The sequence below is a fragment of the Natroniella sp. ANB-PHB2 genome (assembly GCF_046097105.1).
Classification (GTDB): domain Bacteria; phylum Bacillota; class Halanaerobiia; order Halobacteroidales; family Halobacteroidaceae; genus Natroniella.
This window is the reverse complement of the sequence record NZ_CP175562.1, coordinates 430,400-447,530: the sequence shown is the minus strand read 5'-3', so window position 1 is coordinate 447,530 and position 17,131 is coordinate 430,400. Positions and strand designations below refer to the sequence as shown.

Below are 17,131 nucleotides of genomic sequence, written 5' to 3'. Positions count from 1 at the left end.
ACAGCTTTCAATTGCAGGCAAATAAAAAACTGCCGCTTGAGCGGCAGTTTTTTATTTCATTAACTTTACCATAATTGCTTTTTGAACATGCATTCTATTTTCTGCTTGCTCAAAGACTACTGATTGTTCTCCATCTATTACATCAGCTGTTACCTCTTCACCACGATGAGCAGGTAAACAATGTAAGAAGATAGCATCATCTTGAGCTACGTTCATAACTTCAGCATTAACCTGATAATCCTTAAAAGCCTCTTCTCTCTCTTCTTTTTCCATTTCATCCCCCATGCTAGCCCAGACATCAGTATATAAAATATCAGCCCCTTGAGCTGCTTGTAATGGATCAGTTACAACTTCAACCTGACTTCCACTCTCTCTAGCCCATCTTTCAGCAACGTGTAAGATTTCTAGATCAGGTCGATAATCATTAGGTGTAGCAATTGAGATATCCATTCCTATCTTAGTAGTAGCTAACAATAATGAATGAGCCACATTATTTCCATCGCCAATATAAACCATCTTCAGATTGGACAATTGGCCCTTATATTCATAAATTGTAAATAAATCGGTCAAAGCTTGACATGGATGATAAGAATCTGTCAATCCATTAATTATAGGAATTGAACCATGCTCAGCCAGCTCTTCTACATCAGTATGAGCAAAAGTCCTAATCATAATTCCATCTAAATAACGTGATAAGACTTTAGCAGTATCATTTATTGATTCACCTCGTCCTAATTGAATATCATTAGAACTTAAAAAGATTCCTTGGCCTCCTAGTTGGTAAATTCCAGTCTCAAAGGAAACTCTAGTTCTAGTAGAAGACTTGGCAAAGATCATTCCTAAACTCTTTCCAGCTAACAACTTATGAACAACATTTTTTTTGTTTTCTTTCTTTAATTTCTTTGCTAAAGAAAAAACTTCTTTAATTTCTTTTTTTGTTAAATCAGCCATCGTTAATAAATGCTTCATATTATCCACCCCTCTTAATTATAATTATACATATATATAAATAAATATTCAAGGAGTCTTTATAATTTGAACTCTCACTTCTACTATAGAATCTTGTTGTGCAAAATCACTAGGATAAATTTCACCATGTTTGGTATTATTTAAAATAATAGTATATTTGTCAGGCTTTAAAGTAAATCTTTGTACTTGCTGTTCTTCAGTGGAAGTGAAAAAACCATAATTCCTAAATTGAGGATTATCAATTATATCACCAATAAATAGATCTTTTTTAAGATAATCCTGTTTAACCAATAACCATTCAATAACTGCCCCTTCTAACCTATGACAACTAATTTTTACATCCTTCTTCTCTTCTAAATCAAAATCATATAAACTATACTCTCCAGCATTCAAGGTGATTTGTTCATTAACTACACTTTTATTCAAAAATCTTGTCTGATAAGATACTATTAACAACAAGATGAGTAATAATACACTAAAAGAGATTTTCTTCATTTGTCATCTCCTTATCTACTTTTTGTTTAAAACTGATACTATTACTATTTTCAACAAAAAATATCTTTTTCCTGTAAACAAAAATGGTTGCTTGAAGGCAACTGTAGATTAAGAAGATAATAGTTCTAAAACAAAATCAAATAACAAGCAATAAAAGTCACCAATAACTTTTAAAATAATATAAACCCTCAATAAAAAAGCTTTCAGTGAGTAGAAATTTCTACTCACTGAAAGCTTTTCATTCTAAAAATTAACAATCATTTAAATGATCTATTCTTTTGTTATACTCAGCTTCTTTACCTGGTGCAAAACGATCTAAAGTCGATAAATATCCAGTAACTCTACGTACTCTTCTTATTCGTTCACTACTACAGGAAGGACATTCATTCTTAGCAATAACTCCAGAATGATTACACTCTAAACATTCATCGATAGGAAAGTTGATCCCAGCATATCCCATATTAGATTCTTTCATTATACCATGAATCTTCTCTAAAGCTGCTGTATTTTTTTCAATAGCACTTGGTAATTCAATATAAGAAATATGACCAGCATTAGTATATTCATGATATGGAGCTTCTAACCTTATTTTTTCTTCAAAAGAAATATCATAATAAACAGGAATGTGGAATGAATTGGTGTAAAAATCATTTTCAGTCACACCATCTATCTTTCCAAATATCTCTTGATCAAGTTTAATAAACCTTCCTGACAAACCTTCAGCAGGCGTAGCATAGCAAGTAAAGTTTAAATCACGCTTTTCACTTAATTGATCTAAGCGATCACGTAAGTGTCCAATAATCTTTAACCCTAATTCTTGTGCTTCTTCACTCTCTCCATGATGCTTGCCAATTAAAGCTTTTAAACACTCTGCTAATCCTATAAACCCAATACTTAAAGTACCATGTTTCATAGCTTCCTCAATACTGTCATTAGGTTCTAAACCTTCAGAATCAATATAAATTCCTTGACCCATTACAAATGGCAGATCCTTTAATTTTAATTTTTTACAAACTTCGTAACGGTGCATCAACTGCTCTTCACATAAATCAATAACTTTATCAAATTGATTGAAGAATTGAATTATGCTATCAGATTTAATCCCTAATCTTGGTAAGTTGATTGAGATAGGAGCAATATTCCCTCGTGATTCAGGAGTAGATTCACCATGTCTATTACCCATTACTCGGCTACGACAACCCATATATGATGCTCGATCATCATATTCTTGATTAAAGCTTGCATCCATAAAAGAAAAAGTAGGGTTCATTCTTCTTCCTGCAACTTCTAAAGCTAATTGATAAAGATCATAGTTTGGATCTTGAGGGTTAAAGTTAACCCCTTCTTTTAATCTAAAGATTAAATTAGGGAAAATAGGAGTCTCTCCATTACCCAATCCTGCTTTAAAGGCTTTTAATAATTGTTTAATTATCAATCTACCTTCAAGAGTAGTGTCAGTTCCAAAGTTAATTGAACTGAATGGAACTTGTGCTCCAGCACGAGAGTGCATCGTATTTAAATTATAGACCAATGCCTCCATACCTTGATAAACATCATCTTTAATATGCTCTAAAATTCTTTGTTCTTCTGCTGTAATACTAGCCTCTTTCTCTTTCTTCTTCAATTCTGCATAATCTTTAGGAACATACTCGGACATAGTTTTATCAAACCACGGGAAAGCTTGGCCTCCATACATATCATTTTGACAACTTTGCAAAATAATACAAGATAGCATTACTGCACTCGAAATTCTTTTTGGTGGTCGAATATATCCATAACCTGTATTGAACCCTTCTTTTAATAGTTTGGCTAAAGGAATCTGCATACAATTAATTGTTTTTCCGTAATAATCTAAATCATGAATATGTATATCCCCTTTGCGATAAGCTTTTACAATATGTTCTGGAATTAAATTAGAAAGATAATATTCTTTACTCGCTGCCATTCCTACTTGTAACATCTTAGCAGAAGGCGAATTTCCTACATTAGCATTATCCCTAATCGTTTCTTCTTCTACCTCCGATACCTGTTGCATTAAATCACTCTTGGCATGACGATAGCGAGAACGTTTTTCTCTATATAAAATATATGCTTTAGCAGTTTTAGCATGTCCTCTTTCAATTAAAGCTTTTTCTACAGAATCTTGTACTTCTTCTACAGTCGGAATTTCAGAAGTAATATTCTCCACTAAATAATCAATTGCTAATTCTGCCACATCTTCTGCAAGTTCTCGATCATGACCACCTACTTCTTGAGCTGCACCAAAGATAGCATCTACTATTTTAAGCTTATCAAATGCTACTACTCTTCCATCTCTTTTTTTGACTTTAGTAATTCTTCTTTTTTCTGATCTAGCACTCGTTCTTTTAGTCATTAATTATACACTCCTTAATTATCTAATAATTTATCTAACTCTTTTCTGAAATTCTCAATATCCTTAAATTGACGATAAACTGAAGCAAATCTGACATAGGCCACTTCATCAAGTTGACATAAATAATTCATTACAAGTTCACCAATAACAGTACTTTCAACTTCACCTTCCATCTGGTTCCTAATTTTTTGCTCTAGTGAATTAACTATTCCTTCTAATTGTTCTCTAGAAATTGGCCTTTTTTCACAAGCTTTAATCAAACCACTCATGATCTTATTCCTATCAAACCTCTCTCTTCTACCATCCTTTTTAACAACTATAATAGGAAGTTCATCTATTCTCTCATATGTAGTAAATCGTTTACTACAACCTAAACATTCTCTTCTCCGTCTAATTGTTGTATTGTCTTCTGTAGCTCTTGAATCAACAACCTTGCTACTAACCTCTGTGCAATATGGACATTTCATAACTAAAACTATACCCCTCTCCTTAAACTAACCCTACATCAAACAAAAGCACACAATATATTGTGTGCTTGGAAATAATATCATACTATATATGATATGTCTAACTGTTATTCAATTTATTTATCTTGATTTAAGTTGATTAAATTAAATTACAGCAAATCAGCTATTTTAAACTGCAAATTTTAATTTTCATTAAAAATTGATATAAGCAAAATCATATTTGACTTTACTTATCTACTTATTTGTAGGTTAATAGCTCATTTGTAATAGTAGCTAATCTCTTCTATATACGTTCAAGATAAAAAATTAAAATCCTCCTTTTAAAAATTTCTTAAACAAGAAACTTATTAAATTTATTTATCCTTGACTACCATCAACTTTATATTTTTATTAACTTCATCTTCATTAATTGCTTCTTCCATATTTTTTAGTTTATCAACCTCATCTGCTGATAAATTGGCCCAGTTCTCTTTAAACTTTTTTGAAAGATCCATTTTCCCCCTCCTTCATTATTTATAATTTCCAACTTGGTTTTTTATATCCTACTATATCTAAAAAACCTTTATTTCTATTAGCAGAAACAAAGGTAATAAGTTTTAATCTTAAGTGTTAGACTGTTCTAGTCCATCATTGATCGTAACTAAAATAACATCTTCACCTATCTTTTCTATATTTGACCATGATATGTATAAGTTGTTGTTCTCTCTGAATAGTTTTAAAACTTTTTCTTCCTTAGGTACAATTATTCCATTTATTTTGCCAGCTGCTAAGTCAATGTCTATATCTTCTATCATCCCTAGCCGCTGTCCATTACTGACATTGATAATCTCCTTTGCTTTCAATTCAGAAGTCTTAATCATTTTACTCCTCCTTTTTTACTCAATTGTTTATAACTATTATATGTGTCGGATATAAGTTTGTTACAAAATAATAAAAATTATCACTTAACGTTAAGTGATAATTTTTATTATTTTTCTTTACTATTCTGTTTTCCTGAAAACAATAATTTATTCAATCCTGGAAAAGAAGTTTCTAGAATTTGGGCCAACTTTAATTTAGATTTAACTATTTGAGGATTTTTTTCTATCACTTCAACTAATTTAAATTTAAATTCTACTGGAATTTGGTTTTCTTTAATCTCTTCTTTTTCAGATAATTTATTTAATTCTTCTTTTGATAATTCTCCAATTGAATCAACAAAACATAGTGGTGGGAATAGTACACACCACCAGTTCTCACCATTTGCTTCACCGATCCTGACTTGTAATGCCTGGTATTCTCCAGCTTCTAAAGTCGTTCCTCCATAACTCCTTGTTGGAAAATTAAAGTTTCCTAATTCTAATTTAATATTATAATCTATATTATTCTCTTTTAATTTATTTTCAACTATTTGCTTGATTTGATTTAAGTTGTTCTTTACCACTGCCTCAGCTTGTAAAGGATTGTCCAAATTCTTAAATAAGTAAGTAGTTTCATTGATTATTTCAGCTTTAACCTCTCTTTTTATTCGTTGATCATCCAATGAGTTACTATTAGCAACTACGTGTAACCTTAATAAATCTTCCGGCTTATAAGCTTGGAGGTTTGCCTCCTTAATAATAAAACTATTTCGATAGCCTGTCACAAAAACAAAACTGATCAAAATAGCAATTATAATTATAAATTTAACCCGTTTCATCTTTTACTCCTCCTTAGCCTTCCTTAACATATTTCTTTAGATTATTCAAAGCCGCTTTTTCTAACCTAGAAACTTGAGCCTGAGAAATTCCTATGTTCCCAGCTACCTCCATTTGCGTTTTACCTTCATAAAATCTTAACGTTAAAATTAACTTTTCTCTATCCTCTAATTGTCTCAATGCTTCTCTAACTGCAATCCCTTCTAACCAATCATTATCATCATTGTCATCACTAATTTGATCCATAACATAAATTGGATCTCCACCATCATGGTAAATTGGTTCAAATAGTGAAATAGGGTCTTGAATAGCATCAAGGGCATAAACAATTTCTTCTCTTGGAATCCCTAATTCTTGAGCTATTTCAGTTAAATTAGGTTCTTCAGACTTTTTATTTTCTAAAGTCTCTTTAATTTGCAGAGCTTTATAAGCTGTATCACGTAATGAGCGACTAACTCTAATTGGATTATTATCCCGCAAATGTCGTTTGATCTCCCCAATTATCATTGGAACAGCATACGTAGAGAATTTAACATTTTTACTTAAATCAAAATTATCTATCGATTTCATCAATCCTATACAGCCAACTTGGAAAAGATCATCAATTGGCTCTCCACGATTGTTAAATCGCTGTAATACACTAAGAACTAGTCTTAGATTTCCTCCAACTATCGTATTTCTAGCTGTTTCATCTCCTTGCTGCATCTTTTTAAATAATTTTCTCATTTCTTTATTAGATAAAACTGGTAGCTCTGAAGTGTTAACACCACAAAGATCTACTTTCTTTCCCATTTATTACCCTCCCAATTATTACCATATTGAATTCCTTAATCCATTAACAGTATTAGCATTAATTAGGATATCTATACATCAATTTTCTTTACATAAGTAATTAAAAAAAGGTCTCAATATGAAAATTATGTATTGCTTAATATAAAAGAAGGGGATTGTCATAGTTATCCTTTAAAATTAGCAGGAGCAATTTAATTATTAGTTAAAAATCTCAAACCACTTTCCAATCATATTAGGTATTATGTACGATATGAATATAGCTTATTCAAAATCAAACTACATTTTAAAAATGAACCTTGCCTAACTCTAATTATTCATTCGAAATAAAAAGAGTCAACAGAGAAGTTAACTTCTCTGTTGACTCTTTTGTTAAAACAATTCTAAATTTACTTTGAATTTTTATTTCATCTCCAAATGAAGACTACAATTCAATAACTCTAGAACTACACTTTCATCACCTTCATAAAATTTAAGAATATTAACCGCTGTATTGGACTGTTTCAACCTCCAAGAATTGCTGAGAGGTATTTGTAACAGGTTACAGAGTAAGACTCTGATTACTCCTCCGTGACTAGCAATTACTATCTTCTTTCCTCTTTCTTCTTCTAAAATTTTTTTAAAAGCTTTTATGCTACGTTCTTCTAACTCTTTTAAACTTTCTCCTGCTGGTGGTCTTTTACTAACTGGATCTTTCATCCACTGTTCAACAGTAAAATCAAATTGTTCATTAATTTCTTGATAAGTCTTTCCCTCCCACTCACCAAAGTTAATCTCTTCTAATCCATCAACCTGAACCACTTCTAACTTATGTTTCTCAGCTACTAAGCTTGCTGTTTGATAAGCCCTATTTAAATTACTAGAATAAATTTTATCTATCTTCTTACTAGCAAATCTAATTGCTAAGTTTTTTGCCTGTTCTTTACCTTTAACACTTAATTCAACATCTTGACTTCCTTGAAATTTTAATTCTCGATTCCATTCTGTTTCACCATGTCGCACTAAAATCACTTCAGTTTCCATTCAACAACCTCCTTATTTAATTACATAGTTCACAATTAAGTCTTTTAATTTTATTTATCCACCTATTATTTCAATTAAGTTAGCTATTAAAATTTGATTCTCATCCCTACTTTTAACTGCAACCCTGATAAAGTCTTCCCCAAGCCCAGTATATGTATTGCAATTACGAATTAAAATTCCTCGTCGGGCCAACACATCCTTTAATTCAGTTGCTGTAATAAAAAGTGAACTCAAATCAATCAGGATATAATTAGCAGTTGGATAATAAACCTTCCAGTCAGCTACTCCCTTTAATTTTCGATATAAAAACTCTTTTTCCCGTTTGATAGCCTCCTTAGTTCTTGTTATATACTCTTGATCGTCAATGGCTATTTGGCCTGCTAGTTGAGCCAAGAAGTTACAATTCCAAGGGGCTTTCCCCCACTCTAACTCTTCAAGAAGATTGGAATTACTAACCCCATAACCTAGCCTCAACCCTGGAATAGCAAAAAACTTAGTCAAAGACCGCAATACGAATAGGTTGTCGTACTGATCAACTAGATCAATTACTGTCACCTCTTCCTCTAAAAAATCAACAAATGCTTCATCAACCATAATAAAGGTATCATACCGTTGGCCCGCCTTGATAATCTCAACTATCTCTGCTCTGGTGATTAACTTCCCGGTTGGATTATTAGGATTACATAAAAAGAAGAGATCAACCTCAGCTAACCTAGTTATCAATCGCTCTACATCAATCTCAAATTGATCATCCTTTCTTAATTTAAATTCCTCTACGTTGGCCCCTACACTCTTGACCGCTGCTCCATATTCAGAAAAAGTCGGGGCCAACACCAACGCCCGCTGTGCTTGTAATTCCTTAGCAAGCAAATAAATCAACTCCACAGCACCATTACCAATTATAATCTCTTCCTGCTTAACTCCTAACTGTTCAGCTAACCCATTCTTCAATTCAATACAGTTTGGATCAGGATAATTAACTATCTGATCTAAGTTGTCCTTAATAGCCTCCATTACCTTACTAGGAGGGCCTAAAAAGTTGATATTAGCACTAAAATCTATAATCTCTTCTTGCTCTAAACCATACTCCTTAACTGCCTGATTAAGATTGCCGCCATGCTTCTCTTGTGACATCTTTATCCCCCCCTACTTATAAGATAACCTCCATTAATTATTCTTCGACAGGTTAGATAATTTAAGTTAGGAATCTCTTCTCTAATCTTATTCAAGAGTGACTCTATTTTAAATCCACCTTTAATTAGTACTCCTACTAAAGTTCCACTATGAGCAATATTGACCCCTAACATACCTTCCTCCCGTTCTACTAAATCAATTAATTGTTCCAACTTAGGTTTAACTAAAATATCCTGATTGGCCAAGCTACTGATAGTAGCCCCTTGCCCAATTAGTCCCCAGTCATTCTTTTGAACCCCTTCTTTAACCAACTGATAAGCTCGAGCAACCTGGTCAGAGTTGGCCCGCTTTAACTCTACTAAATCATCTCTTTGATTAAATCTAACAGTATCAATCTCTCCTCCACAATCAAAGATCAGTAGTGTAGTCGGTTCTATCTGCCCTAATCTAGTTACCTTACTTCCCTCTAAATGATCAAAAGCAACTATCCCGGGCCAAAAAGAAGCATCAGTAGGTTCAATCGCTAAAGCTAACCTAGTAACTAATTCTAGCTCTACTTCTTCTCCTAAAGCCAAGGTGGTCGCAATAATAGCTGCTGCAATATCTGCTGTACTACTAGCCATTCCCTTGCCTACTAATAACTGAAATTCTAATTCAACCTCTAAACCTAAGTTTTGATAACCAAAGTACTGTAAAGTCTTTTTAATTGCCAGTAAGGTCTTATCTGCTTGTTGAGCCATCTTAATCCCTGATTGAGAATTATCTACTTTAACTGTAACTGCATTATATAGGTCAATCGGACAGCTGATTAAAAAATTAGTTTCATCTAACAGACCTTGTACTAACTCACCACAAGTCCCTGGCACTTTAACTGTTACTTTCATAGTTTTTACTCCCTATACTAATATATAGTGTCAGTGTGAGTAGTGTGTGTGAGCAAAAGCAAAACCCTAGACCTTATGGTTTTGACCTCACTCACACTCACACACATAACTGACACTTTTTTTAAACTAAGACTACCATAATCAACAACGCCGCCACTTCCATAAATTCATTGATCGCCCCATAACTATCACCTGTCAGTCCATCTATCTGATTAATAATAATTTTAGCAATTAAGATTACAGCTAGCCAACTGACTAAATGGATCACTATTCCAGTTAATCCAAACAAAATTATTCCCAGCACCATTGTCCAGGCAGTTGCTAATAAAAAATGAGTCATTGTAAAGTGATTTACATAAGCCTTACCTAATCCTTCCTTGCGGACATAAGGATAATGAAAAGTAGCATAGACTATTGACCAACGGCTAATAGTAGGAAAGTAAAGCAAGAGCAAGCTCTTATCAGCTATTGGAGCCTCAACGAATAAACTAAATTTTAAAATAAATAAAACCACTAAGCCGATTACACCAAAAGCTCCAACCCTACTATCTTTCATAATCTCTAAGACTCTCTCCTTTTGCCGTCCGCTAAAGATCCCATCACAGGTATCCATCAAACCATCTAGATGAATCCCCCCTGTTAATGCTACCATTCCCCCTAATAATAGACTATTTGTCACTAACTCAGGAAGATATAACTCTCCTAAATAGTTAATTCCCACTAACAATAATCCCAACAAAGAACCAATCACAGGAAAATAGAGCATTGAACTACCTATGTTTTCTTCTTTATAATCTAATTTCTTCGTTACTGGAATTCGGGTAATAAACTGTAAAGCAATTAAGAAGCGGTTCATTAATACTCAATCCCCCATCTACTCTTAATCCCTTGCTCTTGATAGGGATGCTTAACTGCGTTCATTTCAGTCACTAAATCAGCCCGTTTTACAATCTCTTCTGGAATTCCTCGCCCCGTCAAAACCAATTCTGTCCGTTCTTGCTTAAGATCTATTAAAGCTAATACCTCTTCTGTCGTTAATAGATCATAGCGTAGTGCATTATTGATCTCATCTAAGATCACTAAATCAGCCTCTCCCTTGTTTAAGACAGTTTCAGTATATTGATAGGCCCATAGAGCAAATTTTCGATGAACTTCAAGCTCATCACCTTTTCCGACAAAACATTCTCCACAGCCTGTACATTCCATTATCCCTTGGCGAATCTGACTAGAAAAAGAGCATCCTTTCCCAAATTGTCTCAAATTGAAATTAAGTAATCTCTCTGTCGAAAATAATTCCCCAGTATAACTACTTCCTTTTAGATACTGGATCATCTCTACAATTAAGCCATGTCCTACAGCTCTTAAACCCAATCCTAAAGCAGCAGTCGTCTTTCCTTTGCCAGTCCCAGTATAGACCTGAACCAACCCTTGTTTTAATTCAGACTGTATCTCCATTTAATTACCCTCCTTATAAGCTTGACAGTTATCTAAAAATCTCCTTGCTACCTGTAAATTACTCCCAAAGTGAAGATGTAAATAGCTAGCCAATAGATTATCACTCACAATTCCTTCTAACCTTCCATCTTCCCCTTTACCACCAAATAATTGATAACTATAAGCCAACTCATCTGCTAGATTGGTCAATTTAGAATAGTGGAATTCATGCCCTTTAACCTCTTCTCCAGCCTTTAATAATAAATTATCTTGACAAGCCTTAGCCTTGACATAACCCATTGCTTGTAATCTATCCTGCATCTCTACTTGGGCCGAAATCAATCCAACCATTGGAAAGTTCTCTCCAGCAAAATCTGTAATCTGTTCTGTTAAGTACATCAAACCTCCACATTCAGCATAAATAGGCAATCCTGCTTCTACCCGCTGATAAATATCTTCTTTGATGCTTTGATTAGCAGTTAACTCCTCTAAAAAGCTTTCTGGAAAACCACCACCAATATATAACCCATCAACCTCTGGTAATTTATAATGATTAATCGGACTAAAATACTCCAGCTTAACTCCTAAATTCTCTAAAATATCAAGGTTATCCTGGTAATAAAAATTAAAAGCCTGATCATAAGCTACACCCAAAGTCAGATTGTACTCATCAGTCTGAGCAAAGAGCTTCTGCTCTGCTAATTCTAAGTCAACAGAAGTCTTAGCTAACTCAACTACAGCTTCTAAATCAAGATACTGCTTGATTAGATCACTCAACTGAGTAATATAGTCCGTCAACTCTTCACTCTCTGCCGTTGGTATCAAACCTAAATGACGCTCTGGTAACTCTAACTCCTGTTGAGAAGATAGATAACCCAATACTCTTACTCCAACCTCCTCTTCAATTGGCCCTTTAATCATTTCATAATGTCGCTTACTACCTACATTATTTAAGATAACCCCTGCTAAATTCAATTCAGAATCAAAATTTTTGTAACCATAAACCATTGCAGCAGCACTTTGGGCCACCTTTTTAACATCAATCACCAATACAACCGATGCCTTTAATATTTTGGCAATTTGGGCTGTACTCCCTTGCTTTTTACGACCTTGCTTCCCATCAAATAGCCCCATGACACCTTCAACAATTGAAATATCAGCTTCTTGAGAAGCATTCAAAAAACTCTCTCTAACTCCTTCTTCTGATAAGAAATAACTATCTAAATTACGAGATTGATTGCCAGTAACTATAGTATGAAATCCTGGATCGATATAATCCGGGCCAACCTTATAAGGCTGCACATTATAACCCTGCTCCACTAAAGCAGCCATCAAACCGATCGTAATTGTCGTCTTTCCTACTCCACTTTTAGTACCAGCTATTACTATTCTAGGATTCATCTCATCAACTCCCCACTAAAAAACAATTAATAATTAATATTGAATATTTAATAATTAAAATCAAAACAGAAAAGCTTTTAACCACGAATGCACTCGAATCAACACTAATTAAATTCTTTTTATCTAAACACTAAGATAAGCAAATAAGATCCAGCTAGAAAGATTCCAGTATTCCAATAGAGCAATTTAATTGTATCTTGAATCTGTTCAGTAGCAAAGTCAACCTTAGCTTGGCCTAGATAAGCTCTTTTGCTACGTTGGCCCTGATAATAATTGACCCCTCCTAGTCGAATCTGTAATGCTCCTGCTATTGCTGCCTCTGGAAAACCAGCATTGGGGCTAGGATGTTTTTTAGCATCTTTAATAATCGTCTCTAACGATAGCTTCCATTCCTTATTTAAAAAGACAGCAGCTATCACAAATAGTCCTCCGGTCAAGCGGGCTGGAATCAAATTAGCCAAATCATCAATCTTAGCTGCAGCCCAACCAAAATCTTGATACTTCTCATTCTGATAAGCAACCATTGAATCTAAGGTATTGACCGCTTTATAAGCTAAAGCTAACGGAGTTCCTCCAATCAAACCAAAAAATAAAGGAGCGATGATTCCATCACTCGTATTTTCAGCCAAAGTCTCTATCGTACCTCTGACAATCTCTCCTGCTTCTAACAAATCTGTATCTCGTCCTACAATCCAACCTAAGCTCTTCCTAGCTTGCTTAAGCTGAGCCGTACTCAATTGATGATAGATCTCTCTTCCTGCTCCAACCAATCCTTTTATTGCTATTGTAGTTGACAATAACCAAATATAAACTATTAGTCCTAAATGATAGTTAAAGCCAAAAAAGATTTCTAAGATTAGCTGGCTGATCAGATAAGTACTCCCAACCACTACTACTGACAGAATAGCTCCCGCTATCTTCAGCCCCAGCTTACCACTAAATATCTTCCGCAATCCTAACTCTAACCAATTAATCCCTTTCCCAATTATTACGACTGGATGAGGTAAAAAGTTAGGGTCACCAACTAGTAGATCAATAATTACTGCTATTAATACTAAATACTCTTCCATCTACTCCCTCCCTTCGCTTATCAGTTGATAGTTTACGGTTTACAGTGTACAGTTAAAAACATTAAAATCTTAAAATCAAAACCTTACAATATAAAAATTTATCATAGAAAAAGTTAAGAATAATTGATATACAGTGGCACTTTTCGTTCGTAAAAGAATGTGTTTTTGTAGGGGCGACTCTCCGTGGTCGCCCGTGATTTAACATGGGCAGGCACAAAGACCTGCCCCTACAAATATCATTTCTACCCGCTAAATCAAAAGTGCCACATTATTGTAATATAGTTTAAGCCAACCATTAGAAAAACAAAGATTTTGCTTTTACTTAAACTTAACCTCAAACTTAAACTATGCTTTATAACCCTATAATCTCATACAACTTCTCCATATCTAGATTCTCTCTAACACCAACAGCCAACTTCTCATAAGCTTCTTCCCGCTTTGAACCGATCTCTATTACTCCATCCTCTAGCGGAGCCAACCCCTTCTTACTCCGCAAGAAATTAATCAACCTACGCCTTAAATTATCATTATCAAAGATCCCATGCAAATAAGTCCCCCAGATCAAACCATCAGGACTACAAGCACCATCAGCTACACTGACTTCTCTTTCTGATCGCTCAGTAATCTCCAATAAAGGTTGGGAACCAACCCCTAATTCAGTCCGTCCCATATGAATTTCATATCCAGTAACCAACTCTTCTTCTAATTGCCCCCAAAAACCTTTATCTCCTGTAACTCTAGCTCGAACTTGACTGGTAATCTTCTCAGTAGCCAAGGTCGTTTCCAAATCCAACAGACCCAAACCTTCAATCTGTCCCCGCTCTGTCTCCACTCCAGCAGGATCATAGATCACTCTTCCTAGCATCTGATAGCCACCACAGATTCCTACCACTGGAACTTTAGCTTCCGCCCTCTTAATTATCTCTGCTGCAAGCTCAGTCTGATATAAATGTTCCAAATCCTCAATCGTATTCTTACTACCAGGAATAATGATCAAATCTGGCTCGCCAAGCTCCTCTTTATACTCAACATAACGTACTCTAGTACCTGGCTCCTTGGCTAAAGCATCAAAATCAGTAAAATTGGAGATATGAGGTAGTCTAATAACTACAACCTCCAATTGATAATCCTCTGCTCCTTGAATAGAACTAGGAATTGAATCTTCTTGTGGTACTTTAAAGTCTTCAAAATAAGGAAGTACTCCTAATACTGGTACCCCTATCTCTTCTTCTACATAGTCGATCCCTGACTGGAGTCGACTGACCTCTCCGCGAAACTTATTAATGATAATCCCTTCAATCTGATCACATTCTTGATCATTTAATAGCTCAAAGGTACCAATAATTGAAGCAAAGACTCCACCACGATCTATATCAGCCACCAAAATTACTGGTGCCTCAGCCAGCCTTGCTATCCGCATATTGACCAGATCATAATCCCTAAGATTGACCTCTGCTGGACTACCTGCTCCTTCTAAAACAACGAGCTGATACTGATCCTTTAACCGCTCCAAAGACTCCTCAATCGCTTGTAAGCCAACCTGTTGTGAGCTGAAATACTCCTGAGCAGTCATATTCTGACTGACTTGCCCATGAATGATCAACTGTGAAGAAGTATCCTCCTTCGGCTTCAACAAGATGGGGTTCATATCGACCGTAGCATCGACCTTAGCGGCTTCTGCCTGGACAGCTTGAGCCCGCCCGATCTCTCCTCCTGTATTAGTAATATAAGAGTTCAAAGCCATATTCTGTGATTTAAAAGGAGCTACAAAATAACCATCTTGTACCAAAATTCGACAGATAGCAGCAGTCAAAACACTCTTTCCTACATCTGAACCTGTCCCTTGGAACATAATCGCTCCTTCTGTCATAATAGCATCCCATCCTCTTCTAAGACATGATAGATATAATCTAAATCTAAATTCTCTCGGACTATTGTAGCCAACTTTTGATAACCTTCTTCTAATTTATCTTGACTTACATCTGAGTCAACTTCCAACAACTCCAGACCCTTTTGCTGGCGTAAGTGATTGATAAACTCCAATCTAAATCTATGATTATCAAAGATACCATGGAGATAAGTCCCCCACACCGAACCTGTCTGATTGCAGGCACCATCAAGTATCTTAACCTCTTGTTGAGATCGCTTTTCAACCCTACAGAAAGGTACTGCATCTGCACCCAACTCACTTTGGCCCATATGGATCTCATAACCTGTTACTTCTTTACTGGCCAGATTAGCCATAAAACCTACCTCTGACTCAATCACTGCCTCTGCTTGATGAGTCGTCTTAGCTTGGTTAAAAGTCGTCTCTAAATCCAGTAGACCCAATCCAGGCAATTCTTCCTCTGTCCCTTCAACCAACTCAGGATCGATCAATTTAGTCCCTAAGAGCTGATATCCACCACAGATTCCTACAACATTCATTCCTTGCTCAGCAAGTTCAGTTATTCGTTCAGCCAGACCTTCCTCCTGTAAATAGAGTAAATCGGCTACTGTATTCTTAGTCCCTGGAATGATTAAAGCATCATAATCAGCCAATTCATCATTCTTAGTTATGTAATCAACCATTACCTCTTCTTCTTCAGCCAAAGCATCAAAGTCAGTAAAATTAGAAATATGGGGTAACTTAAGCACCCCAATCTTAATCTCAGCCTCCTCAGAATCGAATCGATCCAGAACAACTGCATCTTCATCAGGAATCTTAAAACCTTTAAAGTAAGGAATAACTCCGACAACCGGCTTACCTGTCTTCTCCTCTAAGATATCAAGCCCCGGCTTTAATAACTCATAATCCCCTCGGAATTTATTTAAGATAATCCCTTTGACCAACTTCCTCTCTTCAAGTTCTAATAACTTCAAAGTACCAACCACTGAGGCTAAAGCTCCACCACGATCAACATCAGCTACTAACAAAACTGGAGTCTGGTTCAACTTAGCAATCCTCATATTGGCCAAATCCTGATCCTTAATATTGATCTCTGCTGCAGCTCCTGCTCCTTCCATCACCAAGACTTGATAATCTTGGCCCAGCTCGGTCAAAGATTGATCGATAATCTCCACTGCCCAGTCAATATACTCTTCAGTCTTACGATCCAAGCCTCGATCACCAATCGGCTTTCCTCTGACTATAATTTGAGATAGACCACCACCCTTAGGCTTGACCAAAAGAGGTTGCATATCAACATCGATCTCAATCCCTGCTGCTTTAGCTTGGACAGCTTGGGCTCGACCAACCTCTCCTCCATCTTTAGTTACATAGGAGTTTAGAGCCATATTCCAAGCTTTAAAAGGAGCTACTCGATAGCCATCTTCAGCAAAGATACGGCATAAAGCAGTCGCTAAGATACTCTTCCCTACATTTGATGCTGTCCCTTGGAACATAATTCCCTGTGCCATTTAAACACCCCCGTTA

At 35.3% G+C, this 17,131-nt stretch carries 17 protein-coding genes; all 17 read right to left on the bottom strand.

Going from position 1 to position 17,131, the window contains the following annotated elements; translation table 11 throughout:
- Positions 1-51 precede the first annotated feature (51 nt).
- On the bottom strand, positions 52-969 hold the full coding sequence (gene argF, locus ACKF5P_RS02345) for an ornithine carbamoyltransferase (RefSeq protein ID WP_408955889.1): 918 nt from the start codon (positions 967-969) through the stop codon (positions 52-54).
- A gap of 48 nt (positions 970-1,017) precedes the next feature.
- Positions 1,018-1,464, bottom strand: coding sequence for a hypothetical protein (locus tag ACKF5P_RS02340; protein ID WP_408955888.1), 447 nt, complete (start codon positions 1,462-1,464; stop codon positions 1,018-1,020).
- Between the two features lie 250 nt (positions 1,465-1,714).
- On the bottom strand, positions 1,715-3,838 hold the full coding sequence (nrdD, locus tag ACKF5P_RS02335; RefSeq protein WP_408955887.1) for an anaerobic ribonucleoside-triphosphate reductase: 2,124 nt from the start codon (positions 3,836-3,838) through the stop codon (positions 1,715-1,717).
- A gap of 14 nt (positions 3,839-3,852) precedes the next feature.
- Positions 3,853-4,305, bottom strand: a complete 453-nt coding sequence (gene nrdR, locus ACKF5P_RS02330; RefSeq protein WP_408955886.1) for a transcriptional regulator NrdR — start codon at positions 4,303-4,305, stop codon at positions 3,853-3,855.
- 353 nt (positions 4,306-4,658) lie between these two features.
- Positions 4,659-4,799: a hypothetical protein gene (locus ACKF5P_RS02325; RefSeq protein WP_408955885.1), complete on the bottom strand. Its 141-nt coding sequence runs from the start codon at positions 4,797-4,799 to the stop codon at positions 4,659-4,661.
- A gap of 108 nt (positions 4,800-4,907) precedes the next feature.
- Entirely contained in the window at positions 4,908-5,165 is a 258-nt protein-coding gene (locus tag ACKF5P_RS02320) for a YlmC/YmxH family sporulation protein (RefSeq protein ID WP_408955884.1), read from the bottom strand.
- A 107-nt stretch (positions 5,166-5,272) separates the two neighbouring features.
- Entirely contained in the window at positions 5,273-5,983 is a 711-nt protein-coding gene (gene spoIIR, locus ACKF5P_RS02315; RefSeq protein WP_408955883.1) for a stage II sporulation protein R, read from the bottom strand.
- A 13-nt stretch (positions 5,984-5,996) separates the two neighbouring features.
- Positions 5,997-6,773: an RNA polymerase sporulation sigma factor SigG gene (gene sigG / locus ACKF5P_RS02310; RefSeq protein ID WP_408955882.1), complete on the bottom strand. Its 777-nt coding sequence runs from the start codon at positions 6,771-6,773 to the stop codon at positions 5,997-5,999.
- A 399-nt stretch (positions 6,774-7,172) separates the two neighbouring features.
- Positions 7,173-7,793, bottom strand: coding sequence for an alpha-ribazole phosphatase (gene cobC / locus ACKF5P_RS02305; RefSeq protein ID WP_408955881.1), 621 nt, complete (start codon positions 7,791-7,793; stop codon positions 7,173-7,175).
- Between the two features lie 54 nt (positions 7,794-7,847).
- Complete coding sequence (cobD, locus tag ACKF5P_RS02300) at positions 7,848-8,927, bottom strand: threonine-phosphate decarboxylase CobD (protein WP_408955880.1); 1,080 nt, start codon at positions 8,925-8,927, stop codon at positions 7,848-7,850.
- Positions 8,928-8,929: 2 nt separating this feature from the next.
- Positions 8,930-9,811: a kinase gene (locus tag ACKF5P_RS02295; RefSeq protein WP_408955879.1), complete on the bottom strand. Its 882-nt coding sequence runs from the start codon at positions 9,809-9,811 to the stop codon at positions 8,930-8,932.
- A 121-nt stretch (positions 9,812-9,932) separates the two neighbouring features.
- Entirely contained in the window at positions 9,933-10,667 is a 735-nt protein-coding gene (gene cobS / locus ACKF5P_RS02290; protein WP_408955878.1) for an adenosylcobinamide-GDP ribazoletransferase, read from the bottom strand.
- The gene (locus ACKF5P_RS02285) at positions 10,667-11,266 is read right to left on the bottom strand and encodes a cob(I)yrinic acid a,c-diamide adenosyltransferase (protein WP_408955877.1); all 600 of its coding nucleotides are present in this window, start codon (positions 11,264-11,266) and stop codon (positions 10,667-10,669) included. Before ACKF5P_RS02285 ends, cobS begins: the two co-directional genes overlap by 1 nt.
- Positions 11,267-12,646 (bottom strand): cobyrinate a,c-diamide synthase, encoded by a 1,380-nt coding sequence (locus tag ACKF5P_RS02280; protein ID WP_408955876.1) that lies wholly within the window; start codon positions 12,644-12,646, stop codon positions 11,267-11,269.
- Positions 12,647-12,765: 119 nt separating this feature from the next.
- Positions 12,766-13,716, bottom strand: a complete 951-nt coding sequence (cbiB, locus tag ACKF5P_RS02275) for an adenosylcobinamide-phosphate synthase CbiB (RefSeq protein WP_408955875.1) — start codon at positions 13,714-13,716, stop codon at positions 12,766-12,768.
- 352 nt (positions 13,717-14,068) lie between these two features.
- Positions 14,069-15,586 carry a cobyric acid synthase gene (locus ACKF5P_RS02270; protein ID WP_408955874.1) on the bottom strand — a complete coding sequence of 506 codons (1,518 nt, stop codon included), beginning with the start codon at positions 15,584-15,586 and terminating at the stop codon, positions 14,069-14,071.
- Complete coding sequence (locus ACKF5P_RS02265; RefSeq protein WP_408955873.1) at positions 15,583-17,115, bottom strand: cobyric acid synthase; 1,533 nt, start codon at positions 17,113-17,115, stop codon at positions 15,583-15,585. Before ACKF5P_RS02265 ends, ACKF5P_RS02270 begins: the two co-directional genes overlap by 4 nt.
- Positions 17,116-17,131 lie beyond the last annotated feature (16 nt).